Source organism: Parasedimentitalea maritima, from assembly GCF_005771405.1.
Classification (GTDB): Bacteria; Pseudomonadota; Alphaproteobacteria; order Rhodobacterales; family Rhodobacteraceae; genus Parasedimentitalea; species Parasedimentitalea maritima.
On record NZ_VAUA01000001.1, the window covers coordinates 149,018 to 164,982 of the forward strand.

Below are 15,965 nucleotides of genomic sequence, written 5' to 3' on the forward strand. Positions count from 1 at the left end.
GTCACAAGGTGCGGGCTTTAGTGCTGCCAGTTTGATCTAGATCTGCCGTGCCGCCGCCCGGATTTCCCGCTCCAGCGCCTCTAGGAACCGCGACCGGTCGGTCTTGGTGAACCCCTTGCCACTACCGCCAGCCCCCAGTGGGTTGGCAGCACGCAGGTCGGCCATCAGATCGCGCATTGCCAGTTGCTGGCCGATATTGGCCTCTGAAAACGCCTCGCCGTTGTGGCGCAGCACACGTGCACCAGTCGCGATGCATTTCGCAGCCAAGGGGATGTCCCCGGTGACCACCACATCGCCCTTACCGCAACGATCTGCAATCCACATGTCCGCCACATCGGCACCGGCATCCACAATGATATTTTCCACATATGGATTGCGCGAGGGGCGCAATCCACCGTTAGATACCACAAACATCTTCAGCTTATGGCGGGTGGTGACCCGTTCAGCCTCCTCCTTGACCGGGCAGGCATCCGCATCGATGTAGAGTACCATTACTTACTGGCCTTGGTTGATTTAGCCGCAGGCTTTTTACCAGTTTTCGGTTCTTTCGGTACTTTGAACTCCTCCGGGATTGGCATCCGGTTGAAGGCATCCAGACCAGCGATCTTGTAGGCTTCGGCCAGAGTTGGGTAATTGAAGGTGTTCTGGACAAAGTAGTCCACTGTGCCTTGCAGGTTCATCACCGCCTGACCAATGTGGATCAGCTCGGTGGCGCCTTCACCGACAATCTGAACGCCCAGAACCCGGCGGGTTTTCAGGCTGATCAGCATCTTCAGCATGCCGTGTTCCAGCCCCATGATATGCCCGCGCGAGGTTTCGCGGAACCGGGCCACACCAACCTCATAGGGAATGCCGCGCTCTTGCAGCTCTTCCTCGGACATGCCGCAGGTGGACATTTCTGGCACCGAATAAATACCGTAGGGGTACCAGGGGCTTTCTGGCAGGGTAGGGGTTTCCAGCGCATGGCAGGCGGCAACGCGGCCCTGCTGCAATGATGTCGAGGCCAGCGACGGGTGGCCGATCACGTCACCGGTGGCATAGATATGTGGCACAGCAGTTTGATAGGTTTTGCGCTCGACGCTCAACCGTCCGCGGTGGTCTGTTTCCAGTCCCACTGCCTTGAGGTTCAGGCCTCCGGTATTGCCCATGCGGCCCGCTGCAAACAACAGCATTTCGCTGCGTACGTGCCGACCGTTGTCCAGTGTGACCTCGACATGGCTGCCTGCATCTTCGACCGTTTCAATGGCCGCACCAAGGCGCAGATCAACGCCGTTTTCACGGATCTGGTGGGTGAATTCTTGAATCAGTGTGGTGTCGATGAAATCGAGGAAGGTATCACGTGGTTCGATCAGGGTGACACGTACATCCAGGGTCGAGAACATAGTGGCATATTCGACACCAATCACGCCCGCACCAACCACAATCAGGGAACGTGGAATTTCCGCCATTTCAATGAATTCGTCGCCATCGACAATGGTTTTGCCGTTGAACGGCACGGTGTCAGGGCGATAGGTGCGGGTGCCCGTGGCGATCAGGAAATTCTTGCCCGTTACCCGGCTGGTGTCGCCCGCTTCGGTTGCTACCTCTACCTCATTTGGTCCAACGAATTTTGCCAGCCCCGGCAGCCAGTCCACATGGTTGCGGTTGAACTGGTGCTCCAGCACATCCACCTCGTGATCCAACGTCATGTGCAGACGGGCCTTGAGGTCCTCGGCACCAATCTGATCTTTCACTCGGTAAGAACGGCCATAAAAACTACGCTCTCGCCAACCGCTAAGGTTCAGCACCGTTTCGCGTAGGGTTTTGGAAGGCACTGTGCCGGTGTGAACGGAAACACCGCCAAGACGATCCTGACGATCGATTACCAGCACCTTGCGTTTCAGCTTACCAGCTTGGATGGCGGCAGTCCGGCCGGAGGGGCCGGAGCCAATAATGACGAGGTCATAGTCGTATTCAGTCATGGCTTAGTCCCGGTAAAGCGCGTCAGCGTGAAAGGCGATATGCTCTTCTATAAAGGAGGAAACAAAGAAGTAGCTGTGGTCATAGCCTGGCTGCAAACGCAGGGTCGCTTCTTGGCGTTTTTTGGCAATAGCTTGGGCCAGTGCTTCGGGTTGCAGCAGGTCGATGAATTGATCGCTGGTTCCTGTGTCGATCAGGACTGGGCCATCAAACCCCGTTTCGCGCATCATAAGCGTCGCGTCGTGGGGCGCCCAAGCGGCTTCATCTTCGCCAAGATAGGCGGTCAGTTGTTTGCGACCCCAATCGCTGGCACTTGGGTTGCAAATCGGCGCAAAGGCCGAGACCGAGCGAAAGCGTCCCGGTAGCCCCATAGCAAGTGTCAGCGCGCCATGGCCGCCCATCGAATGCCCGGTGATCGCCTGGCGATCTAAATCTATAGCAAACTTTTCGCCCAGCAGTGCAGGCAGTTCCTCGGCCAGATAGTCCCACATTTTGAAATGAGGTGCCCATGGTGCCTGTGTTGCATTGACGTAGAACCCCGCGCCCTGACCCAGATCATAGACATCATCATCTGCAACGCCCTCGCCCCGTGGGCTTGTGTCAGGAAACACCAAAGCGATGCCTTGTTCGGCGGCCCAAGTCTGCGCACCGGCCTTGGTCATGGCATTATCGTGGGTGCAAGTCAGGCCGGACAGGTACCATAACACAGGCACAGGTCCATCGCGGGCTTCTTCGGGCAGGAACAGGCCAAAGGTCATATCGCATTGGGTTGTTGTGCTGGCGTGCTTATAAACACCTTGCGTGCCGCCAAAAGCTCGGTTTTCCGACAAAGTTTCCATCGATAGTCTCCAAAATGGTTATGCATCGCTACCCGGCGGCGGGCCAATCGTCCAGAGGATGCAATGTAGCAGAACTGTTTTTGTGGCATATCCACCCTTGCTAGGGGATGGTCACCAGCGCACCAACCCAGGTGATCACCAGTGGCACCGTTAATATTGAGGCCAGTGTTGAAAACAGGATCGTTGCCGAGACCCGCTGAGGCGCCACGCCATAGTGTTGCGCAAGCATATAGACATTGCCCGCTACGGGCAGCGCAGCGGCGGAAATCACTACGATGGCGGAATAGCCGTCCAATGGCAAAAGCAGCAAGACTGCGATCGCAACCAGCAACGGGTGGAGCACCAGTTTGGCAAAACTGAGCCAGAGAGCGACATGAACCCGCTCTGCGGCTTTGGTGGCCAGAGAGGCACCAATGGCAAACAGGGCCCCCGGTGTGGCAGCGCCACCCAAAATTGTTAGAAACTCGTTTGCGGGGGCCGGGATTGGCAGTGCCAGCGCGGACCAGATCAGCCCAGCACAGATAGACACGATCATTGGGTTCTTGATCAATCCGTTTGCCACCAATCGCAGGGTTGCCAGCCCCACTCCTGCACCGCGTCCGACGTTGATTAGAATGACGATCAGCGAAGAAAACACGACCAGATCAACGCTGAGCACCAGCATCATTGGGCCAATGGACGCTTCGCCAAATAGAATCACCATCATTGGTAGCCCAAGAAAGCCAACATTGCCGATGGCCGCACATTGCGCCTCAACAGCTGCGGTTTGCATGTCTAAGCCACGGCTGGCGGCGATCAGTGTCACCAGCAGATAAACAGCCATTGTGCCCGCCAGATACCCAAGGATCAGCCGCAGGTCGAAAATTTCGGCAAATGACAGATTGGCAGAAAACCGAAAAATCATTGCCGAAAGGGCAAAGAAGAAAACAAACTTGGTCAGATAAGCTGTGGCCTCGGCGCTAAAGAACCGCGTTCGTCCGGCCCAATAACCAAGGCCAATAATGGCGAAAAAGGGTAGCGTTCTGAGGAAGATATCAACCATGGATGACTTGCTACTCTGATCGGGCCTAAACGCAAAGACCTATTGAACAGCTTTTCTTTTTGTTCCTAGCCGCTGCCAATCAGAATGCCGGCACCCAACACCAACGCGCCCCCCAGAACGACTTGCATTGCGGCGCGCCAAAAGGGCGTCTCCATGTATCTGTTCTGTATCCATGCGATGGCCCATAGCTCGATAAACACCACAACCATGGCTAGGGCGGTGGCAGTCCAGAAGTCGGGAATCAGATAGGGCAATGCATGACCCAAACCGCCAACTGTAGTCATTACCCCAGACGCAATACCGCGTTTGATTGGTGATCCACGTCCAGAGAGCGCGCCATCATCCGACGCGGCTTCGGTAAAGCCCATCGATATTCCGGCACCAACGGAAGCGGCAATGCCAACCAGAAACGTCGTCCAGGTGTCTTGCGTGGCAAAGGCGGTGGCAAAGATTGGGGCCAGCGTTGATACTGATCCATCCATCAATCCCGCCAGCCCAGGTTGCACCCAGGTCAGGATAAATTGGCGCTGGGCGCTATCGTCCTCCTGCGCCAGGGTATCCTTAGTCAGGTGGGCCTGCTCCAACCCTTCGGCCGAAACCTGATGACCTGCTTCTTCAGCGGCGAGGTCCCCCAGCAATTTACGTGTGGCTGCGTCCGGGCTTTGGGCGGCGGCGGCCAGATAAAAGCGCTCGGCGTTGCGCTCCATCATCTTGGCCTCGCCACGAATTCGCTCAAGGCTCAATGTGTTTTGCAGCCAAACCGGACGGCGGGCATAAGATCCAGCAACATGCTCGCGGCGAATCAGGGGAATGGTGGGGCCAAATCTGCTCTGGTGTAACGCAATCAGCCTGGACCGGTGTTCATCCTCTTCATGAGCCATGCCATCCAGCACTTTGGCGGTTGCAGGAAACTCTCCGCGCAATCGCTCGGCAAAGCCACGATAGATACGCGCGTCGTCTTCTTCAGATGAAATGGCTAGTGCAATGACTTCCTGTTCACTCAGGTCTGAAAAATGCTTGCGGTGCGAAAAGAAGCGCATATTTGACCTCGATATTAGAATGATTCTAAGATAACTAAATTCGAGCAGTGTACAAGTCTTCGCGAGAATGGTTGTTGAAGATAGGGTTGGCACGCTAAGTTGACTCACACAGCAATTGCCAGTTTTTTGAAGGGATCTCGATGAACCAGCCAGCCACCATTCTGCGGACCGGCCGCAAATTTGATCAGGTGCTGGAAGGCGCACGCGACGTGTTTATGGCAGATGGGTTTGAGGGGGCGAGTGTCGATGACATTGCCCGCGCAGCTGGCGTGTCCAAGGCCACATTGTATAGCTATTTTCCCGACAAGCGCTTGTTGTTCATGGAAGTGGCCCGGAATGAATGCGCCCGCCAAGCCTGTGATGCCGTTGATATGGTCGAAACATGCTGTACGCCTCCAGAAGCTTTAACAGTGGCGGCGCGGCAGATCTTGTCGGTGATTCTTTCTGACTTTGGCCAGAAAATGTTCCGGATTTGTGTGGCCGAGGCCGACCGTTTTCCAGATTTGGGACGGCAGTTCTACGAAAGCGGCCCGATGGTTGTGCGCGCGCGGGTCAAAGAATATCTAGAGCAGGCAACCGCACGGGGCGAACTAAGGATTGAAGACTTTGACTTGGCCGCGGACCAACTGGCCGAACTGTGCAAAGCAGATCTGTTTCCACGGCTTGTGTTCAATATAGACATCGAATTCACCGAGGCTGAACGTGAACGGGTAATCAAGGGTGCTGTAGAAACTTTTCTGGCACGGTATGGGGCATGAACCCAAGGCTGCGTTCAGTTTTGAATTCGAGGCACCTTTAGGTTTTAGAAGGCATGCTGGGCAAACCACTGGATCCTAGTGCGTTGTAAATTCGTTGGGTTCGACCCGGTAGCTATCATGGCAGCTCAGACAACTTTGCAGCACATTAGGCAGGGTGCGGCGAAGCCCGGCTAAAGAATTTACGTTCAGCTGTCTGGCGGCGTCGTCCGCGACCTCTGCCTTGGCTTTGAAATCGCTCCAATAGGTCCAGATTTCAGGCCGGGCGTTCGACAATGGGTCGCTATGTGGTTTTTTGAACCGTTTGATAATGTTGCGGCTGGTTTGCATCAAAGTGCGCCGTGCCGCCCGGGCTCTGGCAGGGTGAAACACCACCCGTCCGGCCATCATATCGGTGAGCGTGGCAACGGAAGCTTGGGCCGTCAACATCAGGGCTACCCTCTTTTTTACGCCTTTGTTTGTAATTTGTTCCTGCGCCATCAAGTGAGGTGTCGATAGGGCAAGAGTCATGACAAGTAAGACAAGTACTGGAAGGCGATAAAGCGAGTAGGCCATATATTGGATCCCCGTTTGAGCAGCCACAATGGCCGAAATTTTGACTTAACATACATGGGTCGCACAGCGTCGTAGCTGCGGTCGTGATAGCGGAACTATCCAATAGGTAGGTTATTTCCGCGTTAAATGGCCTGTTCCTCTTCTGGAACTGTCTATTCGCTGGTTATTTTCGGACGCTTGGATCGACACTTCGCTCTATGACGAAGTGATTTTCGTAGGGCTTTGATAGCGTGCGCAGTATGCTTGAAGTATGACAACACCCCGTTTTGATATTCTAGGCCAGGCCATCAGCGATGCAAGTCGCACCCGTATGTTATGCGAACTGCTGGATGGCCGTGCCTTTACCAATAAAGAGCTGGCGAGCGCAGCTGGTGTCACACCGCAAACGGCCACGGCGCATTTACGTATTTTGAAAGAAGCCGGTCTGGTGCTGGCGGAAAAAAGCGGCCGCTGTGTCTATCACCGTCTCGCAGGTCCAGAAGTTGCGCAAGCGTTGGAACAGCTTGCAGCGATTGCCCCTGCTGACAGCCTATACCGTGCCCAGCAGCGCAAGGCTGGCGGGTTGGCGACGGTTCGCAGTTGCTATGACCACCTTGCGGGACCACTTGCGGTGGCCATGGCCAAAGCTTTTTTGTCCCGAGGGATGTTGATTGATGAGAACGGCGGGTATCGCGCTATACCGTCGGATCTATGGCAACGAATTGGGGTGTTGCTTCCCGACAGATTGGGTCGTCAGCCCTTTGTTCGGCCATGTTTGGATTGGACTGAACGTCAACCCCATGTGGCAGGGCCTTTGGGGCGGCAGATTTTAACCCATGGGTTAGATGTTGGATGGCTACAGCGCCACAAGCATAAGCGAGGATTGGTTGTGACGGCGCCGGGACGTGTAGCGTATGACCAAATTTTGGATGTAAGGCCCGAGGTGGCAGCCTCTGCATAACGTGATGCCGGACGTTTATGACCGAGGCTCGACCCGTGTTGCGCAGGAATTTATCGTATGACACGGTAGGTTCTATCGGCCCGATTGTGCAAAGAGACTTGATTTGTTGCAGGATTAGGGCGAGTCTTGCGTTATGAGCTTTCAAAACTCCCAATCGTTTCCAAGCCCATCTGCTCCTCTTCAGGTTGCTTTCAATAGATCTGAGCTTTCGCTAATTCTGGCCCTGTATGGCCGTATGGTCGCCGCAGGAGAGTGGCGCGATTATGGTATTTCCTGCCAGCGTGAACTGGCGGTGTTTTCGGTGTTCAAACGCACGGCAGAAACCCCGCTGTACCGGATAGAAAAGCGTCCCAAGTTAAGGCAACGCCAAGGGATGTATTCTGTGGTCAGCATGGATCAGCAAATCCTGAAGCGGGGCCATGAACTAAAAGCCGTTCTTCGCGTGCTGGAACGAAAACTGATCCGTGCAGTGAAATAGCTGCGCATATGTAAAGACCATGACGACAGCCCTGCATTCACCCATGTTTGGTTCATTGCAGTTGTGAAGCGTTAGGTCAGCCGTTTGTGCGCTGTCACCGGGCCATCGCCTTGGGCTTGAATCCGATCAATAGCAGCCTGCAGCGGTTCCAGAGCAACCGCCATATCATGTGCATTGGCATGAATTATGGTTTCAGGGTCGTAGACAAATGCAACATGGCCTTTCCAGAACAGTAGATCTCCACGCTGATAGGTGCTGCCAGGGGGAAGAGTATGGCCCACAGATGATTCTTGCGGACCGGTGTCGCCAGGGCAGGGGATACCGCAAGCCAGCAAGGCAGCTTGAACCAAACCAGAGCAATCAATGCCAAAACGGCTGTTGCCACCCCATAGATAAGGCGTGCCCAAAAACAGCCCTGCAAGTGCAACAGGATCTGCGTCTGTAGTGTCAGCAGGTTTCAAATGTGGTGTAGGGATAAAGCCATTTGGGGTTTCGCAGAAACGATCACCATGCGTCAGCACCTGAACGCGACTGCCAAAACTGAGGCTGCAAAGATCACGGGATTTAAAATCCGGTTGCACATAGATGTGGGACGAGGCGGCGGAGATTCTATGGGTCGCCTTGGTTTGAGCGCCCAGCGCGATACTGGGCAAATACCCCTGATACCCATCTTTGATTGACAGTATCTGTGCCCACCCGTTTTCCTCGGCCTCAACGGTGATTAGGTCGCCATAGATCATTTGGCGATCACGCGCGCCATAAGGTGAGCGCAACAAATCAGTGACGGGCTGGATGATTTGTTTAGTTTTCATAGGTTCAACAGTTCAGGCAGGGCGGCAAAGAGGGCACGGGTTCCTTGGCCCGCACCACCCTTGGGGCGGGCCGCGGCGGGCGTCGGGTTCCAGCCGTAAATGTCGAAATGCACATAGCGGCTGTCCCCGGCAAAGCGGCGGAGGAACAGCGCTGCGGTGATCGATCCGGCAAACCCTCCTGCAGGCGCATTGTCGAGATCTGCAATGCCAGGTTCGATCTTGGTCTCGTAGGGCGTGTGAAACGGCAGCCGCCAAACAGGGTCAGCGCTGGGCCCCGCGTTTGTCGCAAGTGCAGTTGCGACCTGTTCGTCGTCGGTAAAGAACGGCGCCAGATCCGGCCCGACCGCCACCCGCGCCGCACCGGTTAATGTGGCAATCGAAATTAGCAAATCCGGCTTGTCTTCATCTGCCAATGCCAAAGCATCAGCCAGCACAAGCCGACCTTCGGCGTCAGTATTGTTGATCTCGACGGTCAGCCCTTTGCGTGATGTTAGGATGTCGCCAGGACGAAACGCCGACCCAGATACCGAGTTTTCGACCGCAGGGATCAGTACCCGCAGTTGCAGAGGGAGATTGGCGGCCATGATGGCCTTAGCCAACCCCAGCACTGCAGCTGCGCCCCCCATATCCTTTTTCATCAACCCCATACTGGCGCCGGGTTTTAGATTCAGCCCTCCGGTGTCGAAACAGACACCTTTGCCGACCAGTGTTAACTTGGGGCCGGAAGCCCCCCAGTTCATATCGATCAAGCGCGGGCGGCGGTCTGAGGCACGGCCAACTGCATGGATCATTGGAAGATTTTGCGCCAAAAGCGCATCATCCTGAATTGTTGTAATCGAGGCGTCGAACGCTTCTGCCAAAGTTTCAGCGGCACGTTGTAATTCATCCGGGCCCATGTCCGACGCAGGTGTGTTGATCAAATCACGGGTCAGGCTTTCGGCAGCAACCAATGATTCGATTGCTGCAGCATCAACCCCCGCAGGGGCAATAAGATTTGCTTTGAATGCGCTTTGCTCGCGATAACGATCAAAGCGATACCCGCAAAGAAGCCAGCCAAAACACTCGATGTTCAGCGCGTCATGAGACAATCCTGATGCAATGGCGTATGTGCCTTGCGGCAGTTTTTCAGCGGCTGCGGCTAGCACATACCGGCGCCGAGCCCGTTGGGCCCCTGTTCCATATCCAGCCAGCGCCAGCGCTGGTTTTCCGTCAGTATTTGGAATCAACAGCGCCTGACCGCAAGCACCGGTAAACCCGTTTGCCTGCGCCCAGTGAGAAATGTGTTGCGGTTGTTGCTCTAGCCAATCGGCGCAGCTGTCCTGATCTAGAACATGCAGCGGTACAGCGGCATCGTTAGGCAGGGCAAAGACAGGCGGCATCAGGATACTCCGGATGTGGGGACAATATTGTCCCAGAGTATCCGGCACCGCGCTATCTGCAAGCCCTGCTTAAAGGTGTGTGCTTGTCAGCGATCAAACCGATAGGTCTTGCTGATCCCAAACTGCAGTTAAGGAGCGTTCACCTACGCGCAGCAGTCGAAACAACGTCGCTGCTGTTGCGGCGTGATCTTCGTCATCAATCACGCAGGTTACATCGCGTGCAATACCAGCCATGGCACTCATGCCAATCTGGTCAGCAATAGCGATCAATGACCGTGCGCTCTTGCGCAAATTCGGCATATCGTTTTGCCGCCAGAGCCGCTCGCAATGTGACAATCGTACCGCAAGCTCTTCAATCGCGCGACAGATCACATCTTCGGCGCCGACCTCGCCCAGTTGGGCATAGAGCTCGCTGAGTTTTCCCGGATCAAGCCGGACCGTTTCGTTGTGTATAACGTTAAGAATATTAGCCACCACATATCACCCTAAATTTCAGTGCCCCCACGGCACGGGACCAACATTGGCTGTTAGTGGTTTTCAAAAGGTTTCTTCGGGATGATCATATCTCTCGAATTTGCTATCAATGCATTGTATCAGCCCAGCGAACTGTCAACACAGGGATCGACAAATGGAATTTGCCAAGCCTCTGCCTAATTATCTGGTGACCCGTTATCACGGATGGAAAGCCACTTCTTATCAGGAAAATAAGGGGTGGTATCGACGTTTGGCCACCGAAGGACAACGCCCACGTGCGATGGTTATCTCCTGTTGTGACAGCCGGGTTCATGTAACTTCGATCTTCGGCGCCGACCAAGGCGAGTTCTTTATACATAGAAATATCGCTAATTTGGTTCCACCTTATCAGCCCGATGGCGACCACCATGGCACCAGTGCAACAGTCGAATACGCTGTTACAGCGTTACAGGTCTCGCATCTGATCGTTTTAGGGCACTCGCAATGTGGTGGCGTTCAGGGCTGCATCGATATGTGCAAAGGTCATGCACCGCAGTTGGAAGAAAAAACCAGCTTCGTTGGTCGCTGGATGGATATTCTGAAGCCAAAGTACCAACTGGTGCAAGATATCGAAGATGAAGAACAGCAAGCGCGTCAGCTGGAGCGACAGTCTGTTGTTGCCTCTCTGGAAAACCTGATGACCTTTCCTTTTGTTGACGAAAAGGTACGGGATGGTTCGCTGAGCCTGCATGGGTTGTGGACTGATATCGGTGAAGGTGGATTGGAATGTTATGATCCAAAGCTGGAGCTTTTTACTAAGGTGTGATCGCTTCCTCAGCTTTTATGCGTGCGGCGGCGCTGGTATAACCACCCGCCGCGCCATCGACAAAGTGAACATGGTCATCGCGTAAAGCAGATGGAACAATGCAGGTGACCATGGCCTCGTCCTGTTCATGTAGCCCGTAACGGATGTGGCCAGCTGTTTTTGCGCTTTGCAGCAGTTCGGTCAGCTGATTGCGGGTGTCGGTGTCACAGTCCAGTGTCATCTTTAGTCCATCGTCGAACTTTTGAAAGTCGGCATTGGCGCTTAGGGTTCTACGGTAGTGATTGGGATCAAATCCGCCAAAGGTCCGACCACTCCAAAACATCAATCCAGCCACTGCCGTGTTTAACAGTAAGCGAAGTTTACGCAGTACCAATGGCACGCTGCCGCGTGAAACCTGGGCTTCAAGTGTCAAACCCGGTGGCGGGTAGCCCAGTGGCGGGCCGTTCTGTGGCACTGGGTGGCCGTTGCGCTCCAACTTTGCTGCAAGCACCAAGATTTTGCTGATAACATCTGTGTAGGCACGGCTTTCGCCGCCCTTGGCCGGTAGTAAGACCAAAGAAACAATGGTGCCGTTTCTCGCTTTGATGTTGCTCCAGCGGCAGGACAACCCTGTCAGATCTGGTGGAATGACGTGTTCAGCCGGGGACACAGAAAAGCCGCCCAGCTTCATTTGTTTGTCGACCCAGGCCAGACCTCCGCCGCTAAACATTGCGTAATCCACGCCAGCAGAGACGGCGTGGCGGGCTACTCTTACGTCCAGATCCTCGGCACGGACCCACTGCAACGGCAACAAGGCAGCGCGCAACTCGACGTCAAATTCGATAGCAACCCAGCTGCGCAGGTTGGCTAGAACCGTTTGGCAGGACTCCTTTTCGGAGGGGGGGATGGCAAAGGACGCGCCGTCGCCTCCAAATACATAGGGGAAGGCACGTCCCTGCATCGCATTGGTTAGCGCCGAAATCACCGAGGCACCGATCATGTTGACGGTCTTGTAGCGACCCGCTGCAATCAGTCCGGTTGAGTCGACAATGTCGCAGCACCCAATAAACCAATCATCGGGCAATGGGGTGAAATTTTCAGCTCGGGCAAGGTCCGAAAAGTTAGTTGTGCGTGGTAAGCTGTCATAGAAGTTGAGTTTTACCATTGCTGACCCATGCGACCTGATACCGTACCAGACTAGCTGAAAACACTGGCTGGTCCATAACTTGCTGACAGGAGCCGATCGGGAACTGCGCAATTATTAGGCATAAATGCACATATCTGCACCATAGCGGTACCCTGCGACGGTTCTGACCTTTCCGGCGGGGCCGTTTCCAGATATGAGACCGCAGCCGGTCATAGGATCGGCATTATTTTTGGAGAGACACTATGGGTTATCGCGTCGCCGTCGTCGGCGCCACGGGCAACGTGGGCCGTGAAATGCTAAATATCCTGGCTGAACGCCAGTTTCCAGTTGATGAACTTGCCGTATTGGCAAGCCGCCGATCATTGGGAACTGAAGTCAGCTTTGGTGAGCGAACTTTGAAAACCCTGGATCTGGATACGTTTGATTTCACGGGCTGGGATATTGCATTGTTTGCTGTTGGCTCGGATGCGACCAAGATCTATGCTCCTAAGGCTGCAAAAGTCGGCTGTGTGGTGATCGATAACTCGTCACTATACCGTTATGATCCGGACATTCCGTTGATCGTGCCCGAGGTGAACCCCGAGGCCGTGCACGACTATGCCAAGAAAAACATCATCGCTAACCCCAACTGTTCGACTGCCCAGATGGTTGTAGCGCTGAAGCCATTGCATGACCGTGCCAAGGTTAAGCGGGTGGTGGTTTCAACTTATCAGTCGGTATCCGGTTCCGGAGCCAAAGGCATAGATGAGTTGTGGGATCAAACCAAAGCGATCTACAATCCAACCGACGATAAGCCACCTAAGACATTCACCAAGCAAATCGCGTTCAACGTGATTCCGCATATTGATGTGTTCCTGGATGATGGCTCCACCAAAGAAGAGTGGAAGATGGTCGCCGAGACGAAGAAAATCGTCGACAAAAGCATCAAGGTCACTGCGACCTGTGTGCGTGTTCCGGTCTTTGTGGGCCATGCGGAATCGATCAATATCGAGTTCGAAGATTTCCTGGACGAAGACGAAGCCCGCGACATCCTGCGTGAGTCGCCCGGCATCATGGTGATCGATAAACGTGAAGACGGTGGCTATGTAACACCAGTGGAATGTGTCGGCGATTTTGCGACCTTTATCAGCCGGATTCGTCAGGACAGCACAATCGATAACGGTTTGAATCTATGGTGTGTTTCCGACAATTTGCGCAAAGGCGCTGCGTTGAATGCGGTACAGATTGCTGAATTGCTAGGGCGCGAAATTCTGAAAAAGGGCTAAGCCGTACTAACCTTTAGGATAGGGGGTATCTCGAAAGAGGTGCCCCCTTTTCTTTTGCACCAATAGACAGCCTGTGGATAAAATGCGTAATCTAAATACACAATATCAACAGGCAGACGGGCAAATAGAAACACAAATACGGAGGCCGGGACAGTGTTCGCCAGACACAGCATAGAGCAGGAAAAGCAAGACGTAGCATTCAGGCAATCCGCATGGGCCAGCGCTCGGGAGACCAACCGCTGGGACACAGAAATGGCAGTTTCTTTGCGGACCTACGTTTATGACGAGTTTTCAAAAGCACGCAGCTGGCTAGATCTGCGTCGACGCCTTATCAGCAAAGGCTTCTACCTCAAGCAAGGCAAAGATAGCGTCCGCCTAAGAGACGCCTACAGCAACGTAGATATCTGTTCTTGCCGCTTCCTTGGGTTTCCTTCGGCCCAACTTACGACCAGGTTTGCAGAAATGCGGGCAGCATCAGCAGGCTAACTAACTTCCTAAGTCGAACACGCAAAAATGCGGTAGGCAATAGGAAATGGGACAGACCAATTCTTGAACGAGCCGATCAAAAAAGCAGGCTAATAAAAACAATGAGCAGGTAGGCTAAGTTCAAGCTATCAAGCCCAAGGAAGCTTTCGGGTTGCTTCCTTGGGCTTAAACTTGTGCGGTTATAGGTTTTTGTTTCAAACCAGTTCTTTTGTGGCCAATGACCGCTCGAGCAATTGGACCGCCACGTAAGTCCTCAATTGCCTCAGGCGCACGCCTCTCCGGTTCTTGCCATTTACCGATCTATTCAGCAGATTAGACCCAATGTCATTTGAGGTCATATTTATGCGTTTTTGCTTTTCACTGCTCGCCCTACTGTCTGCTTCCGCAGCCTGGGCCGATACCATCCCCGTTTCCTGCAAGGTGACCGAGGTTACCATGTACCCAGACAGCGCAGCCATTACGCGGACCGCTGAATTCCAGATCCCGGCGGGCAAACACCGGTTGGTGCTGCAGGGGGTGCCGGATACCGTCTTGTTAGAAACGTTGCGATTCGATCTGACCGGAGCGCGCCAGATCGGCACTGTGTTTCGCGATGAATACGCGCCACCGCGCGAATTCAATGATCCCAGAATCGAAGAGGCGGAGGCGCGTATTGACGAAATCGAACAGCGCATTCAGGCGGTCAAGGATGATGCCAGGCGGGCAGGCCTAAAAGGTGCGGCCGCCGAGGTCTCGATCGGGTTCCTGCAACAATTGGGTGAGAACGAAGGCTTGGCCGATGCCACCCCCGACACCCTGCGTGACATTGCCCGGATGATTTCTCAAGAAGCCGAGACCGCAGGGCAAACTGCATTGGACGCCGAGATCGAAGCACGCCGAATCGAGCGCCAGTTGCAAGAGTTAGAGGATGAATTGGAGACAGGTGAACAGGCGCTTGAAGCAATCGACCTAGAGAGCGAAGAGCGCCTTTATATCGCGGTCGAGGTGGAGGCCGATGAAGCGGGGAACGGGCAAATCATTCTAAACTACCTTGACGAGGATGGTAGCTCTTGGTCGCCGGTCTATGATTTCAAATTGGCAACAGGTGACAGCCCGACCCTGACGATTGAACGTGGTGTATTTCTGCAGCAAGAAACGGGCGAGAATTGGGAAAATGTTACCCTGCATCTGTCAACATTAAAACCGATTGGGCGCGTGGAGCCTCTACCGCTATATACGTCTCACCGACAAATTGCGGAGCCCGAGCCAGTTGACCCGTTATTTGATGAGTCCAGGGCAGGCGGTTATGGCGAGCCGGTCGTCGAACCACCAGTAATAATGGGAGCTGCAGGAATGTGGGGTGTCCGGTCGGACGGTCCGGGCGTGACGTATTCTTTTGCCAAACCTATGTCTATTGCCTCTGGGGCGGATTTACTGCGCCTTGAGTTGGATGTCTTGACTGAACCAGTCAAGCTTATGGCTCGCGCTGTGCCCATGCGAAATAGTACAGCTTTTCGAATCGCGAGTTTTACCAACACATCCGGGGAAGAGCTGCTGCAGTCGACTTTTGCTGCGCGTTATGTAGACGGAGAGTTGGTCGGAGCAGAGACTTTCAAGGGTATTTCCGCAGGTGAAGAGGGTGAAATCGGCTTTGGCCCCATCGAAGGATTGCAAATTCGCCGGGATACGCTGGACCAAAGCGAAGGCGGTCGCGGTCTTATCTCGCGCAGCAACCAGCAGGTCCAACAGGTCGAGATTGAAATCGAAAACCTGACCGGAGAAACTTGGCCGCTGCAACTCCGGGATCGGGTGCCCTATTCCGAGCAGGAGGATCTGCAAATCACTTGGACGGCCACGCCGCGCCCCAGTGTAGAAGATCTCGACAAACGCCGCGGTATTCTGGCCTGGGATCTGGAAATCTCTTCCGGAGAAAGCCGTAAGATTGAGCTAGAAACCAGCCTCAGTTGGCCCGAAGGCATGGAGTTACGGTAACTTACACCTAAGTCGCGCCCGGCAGATCCGCCGGGCGCG

General features: G+C 54.4%; 16 protein-coding genes. 6 read left to right on the forward strand and 10 right to left on the reverse strand.

Annotated features, from left to right (window positions below):
* Positions 1-36: 36 nt before the first annotated feature.
* The 5 genes from FEE96_RS00690 to mbfA form a co-directional block, all read right to left on the reverse strand.
* Positions 37-492, reverse strand: a complete 456-nt coding sequence (locus FEE96_RS00690; protein ID WP_138161070.1) for a YaiI/YqxD family protein — start codon at positions 490-492, stop codon at positions 37-39.
* Positions 492-1,961 (reverse strand): Si-specific NAD(P)(+) transhydrogenase, encoded by a 1,470-nt coding sequence (gene sthA / locus FEE96_RS00695; protein ID WP_138161071.1) that lies wholly within the window; start codon positions 1,959-1,961, stop codon positions 492-494. The genes FEE96_RS00690 and sthA overlap by 1 nt, the downstream gene beginning before the upstream one ends.
* 3 nt (positions 1,962-1,964) lie before the next feature.
* Positions 1,965-2,798, reverse strand: a complete 834-nt coding sequence (gene fghA, locus FEE96_RS00700; protein WP_138161072.1) for an S-formylglutathione hydrolase — start codon at positions 2,796-2,798, stop codon at positions 1,965-1,967.
* A 100-nt stretch (positions 2,799-2,898) separates the two neighbouring features.
* The gene (locus FEE96_RS00705) at positions 2,899-3,840 is read right to left on the reverse strand and encodes an AEC family transporter (protein WP_138161073.1); all 942 of its coding nucleotides are present in this window, start codon (positions 3,838-3,840) and stop codon (positions 2,899-2,901) included.
* Positions 3,841-3,905: 65 nt separating this feature from the next.
* Positions 3,906-4,880: an iron exporter MbfA gene (mbfA, locus tag FEE96_RS00710; RefSeq protein WP_138161074.1), complete on the reverse strand. Its 975-nt coding sequence runs from the start codon at positions 4,878-4,880 to the stop codon at positions 3,906-3,908.
* Positions 4,881-5,020: 140 nt separating this feature from the next.
* Between mbfA and FEE96_RS00715 the strand changes: the two genes are divergently transcribed.
* Positions 5,021-5,638, forward strand: coding sequence for a TetR/AcrR family transcriptional regulator (locus FEE96_RS00715; protein ID WP_138161076.1), 618 nt, complete (start codon positions 5,021-5,023; stop codon positions 5,636-5,638).
* A gap of 75 nt (positions 5,639-5,713) precedes the next feature.
* On the opposite strand, the gene FEE96_RS00720 is transcribed toward FEE96_RS00715, so the two are convergent.
* The gene (locus tag FEE96_RS00720; RefSeq protein WP_138161077.1) at positions 5,714-6,190 is read right to left on the reverse strand and encodes a c-type cytochrome; all 477 of its coding nucleotides are present in this window, start codon (positions 6,188-6,190) and stop codon (positions 5,714-5,716) included.
* Positions 6,191-6,440: 250 nt separating this feature from the next.
* Here FEE96_RS00720 and FEE96_RS00725 point away from each other — a divergent pair, with 250 nt between their 5' ends.
* Both FEE96_RS00725 and FEE96_RS00730 read left to right on the forward strand, forming a co-directional pair.
* Complete coding sequence (locus FEE96_RS00725) at positions 6,441-7,130, forward strand: ArsR/SmtB family transcription factor (protein ID WP_138161078.1); 690 nt, start codon at positions 6,441-6,443, stop codon at positions 7,128-7,130.
* 133 nt (positions 7,131-7,263) lie between these two features.
* Complete coding sequence (locus FEE96_RS00730) at positions 7,264-7,608, forward strand: DUF2794 domain-containing protein (protein WP_138161079.1); 345 nt, start codon at positions 7,264-7,266, stop codon at positions 7,606-7,608.
* A 71-nt stretch (positions 7,609-7,679) separates the two neighbouring features.
* On the opposite strand, the gene FEE96_RS00735 is transcribed toward FEE96_RS00730, so the two are convergent.
* The 3 genes from FEE96_RS00735 to FEE96_RS00745 form a co-directional block, all read right to left on the reverse strand.
* Positions 7,680-8,420, reverse strand: coding sequence for a C40 family peptidase (locus tag FEE96_RS00735; protein WP_138161081.1), 741 nt, complete (start codon positions 8,418-8,420; stop codon positions 7,680-7,682).
* Positions 8,417-9,799: a leucyl aminopeptidase family protein gene (locus FEE96_RS00740; protein WP_138161082.1), complete on the reverse strand. Its 1,383-nt coding sequence runs from the start codon at positions 9,797-9,799 to the stop codon at positions 8,417-8,419. Before FEE96_RS00740 ends, FEE96_RS00735 begins: the two co-directional genes overlap by 4 nt.
* A 93-nt stretch (positions 9,800-9,892) precedes the next feature.
* A complete protein-coding gene (locus tag FEE96_RS00745) occupies positions 9,893-10,273 on the reverse strand; it encodes a hypothetical protein (protein WP_245226965.1) in 381 nt (126 codons plus the stop codon).
* Between the two features lie 154 nt (positions 10,274-10,427).
* Here FEE96_RS00745 and FEE96_RS00750 point away from each other — a divergent pair, with 154 nt between their 5' ends.
* Positions 10,428-11,078, forward strand: coding sequence for a carbonic anhydrase (locus tag FEE96_RS00750; protein ID WP_138161084.1), 651 nt, complete (start codon positions 10,428-10,430; stop codon positions 11,076-11,078).
* On the opposite strand, the gene FEE96_RS00755 is transcribed toward FEE96_RS00750, so the two are convergent.
* A complete protein-coding gene (locus tag FEE96_RS00755; RefSeq protein WP_138161085.1) occupies positions 11,068-12,222 on the reverse strand; it encodes a DUF3095 domain-containing protein in 1,155 nt (384 codons plus the stop codon). The two genes, FEE96_RS00750 and FEE96_RS00755, sit on opposite strands and share 11 nt — an antisense overlap.
* A 224-nt stretch (positions 12,223-12,446) precedes the next feature.
* On the opposite strand from FEE96_RS00755, the gene FEE96_RS00760 reads away from it, so the two are divergent.
* Positions 12,447-13,469 (forward strand): aspartate-semialdehyde dehydrogenase, encoded by a 1,023-nt coding sequence (locus FEE96_RS00760; RefSeq protein WP_138161086.1) that lies wholly within the window; start codon positions 12,447-12,449, stop codon positions 13,467-13,469.
* Positions 13,470-14,297: 828 nt separating this feature from the next.
* Positions 14,298-15,926 carry a DUF4139 domain-containing protein gene (locus tag FEE96_RS00770; protein ID WP_138161088.1) on the forward strand — a complete coding sequence of 543 codons (1,629 nt, stop codon included), beginning with the start codon at positions 14,298-14,300 and terminating at the stop codon, positions 15,924-15,926.
* The last annotated feature ends 39 nt before the right edge of the window (positions 15,927-15,965 follow it).

Coding starts and splice junctions, on each gene's coding strand:
- FEE96_RS00770 (WP_138161088.1), top strand. CDS start 14,298: ATGCGTTTTTGCTTTTCACTGCTCGCCCTACTGTCTGCTTCCGCAGCC.
- FEE96_RS00740 (WP_138161082.1), bottom strand. CDS start 9,799: ATGCCGCCTGTCTTTGCCCTGCCTAACGATGCCGCTGTACCGCTGCAT.
- FEE96_RS00730 (WP_138161079.1), top strand. CDS start 7,264: ATGAGCTTTCAAAACTCCCAATCGTTTCCAAGCCCATCTGCTCCTCTT.
- FEE96_RS00760 (WP_138161086.1), top strand. CDS start 12,447: ATGGGTTATCGCGTCGCCGTCGTCGGCGCCACGGGCAACGTGGGCCGT.
- FEE96_RS00720 (WP_138161077.1), bottom strand. CDS start 6,190: ATGGCCTACTCGCTTTATCGCCTTCCAGTACTTGTCTTACTTGTCATG.
- mbfA (WP_138161074.1), bottom strand. CDS start 4,880: ATGCGCTTCTTTTCGCACCGCAAGCATTTTTCAGACCTGAGTGAACAG.
- FEE96_RS00690 (WP_138161070.1), bottom strand. CDS start 492: ATGGTACTCTACATCGATGCGGATGCCTGCCCGGTCAAGGAGGAGGCT.
- FEE96_RS00735 (WP_138161081.1), bottom strand. CDS start 8,420: ATGAAAACTAAACAAATCATCCAGCCCGTCACTGATTTGTTGCGCTCA.
- FEE96_RS00725 (WP_138161078.1), top strand. CDS start 6,441: ATGACAACACCCCGTTTTGATATTCTAGGCCAGGCCATCAGCGATGCA.
- FEE96_RS00705 (WP_138161073.1), bottom strand. CDS start 3,840: ATGGTTGATATCTTCCTCAGAACGCTACCCTTTTTCGCCATTATTGGC.
- FEE96_RS00715 (WP_138161076.1), top strand. CDS start 5,021: ATGAACCAGCCAGCCACCATTCTGCGGACCGGCCGCAAATTTGATCAG.
- sthA (WP_138161071.1), bottom strand. CDS start 1,961: ATGACTGAATACGACTATGACCTCGTCATTATTGGCTCCGGCCCCTCC.
- fghA (WP_138161072.1), bottom strand. CDS start 2,798: ATGGAAACTTTGTCGGAAAACCGAGCTTTTGGCGGCACGCAAGGTGTT.
- FEE96_RS00755 (WP_138161085.1), bottom strand. CDS start 12,222: ATGGTAAAACTCAACTTCTATGACAGCTTACCACGCACAACTAACTTT.
- FEE96_RS00750 (WP_138161084.1), top strand. CDS start 10,428: ATGGAATTTGCCAAGCCTCTGCCTAATTATCTGGTGACCCGTTATCAC.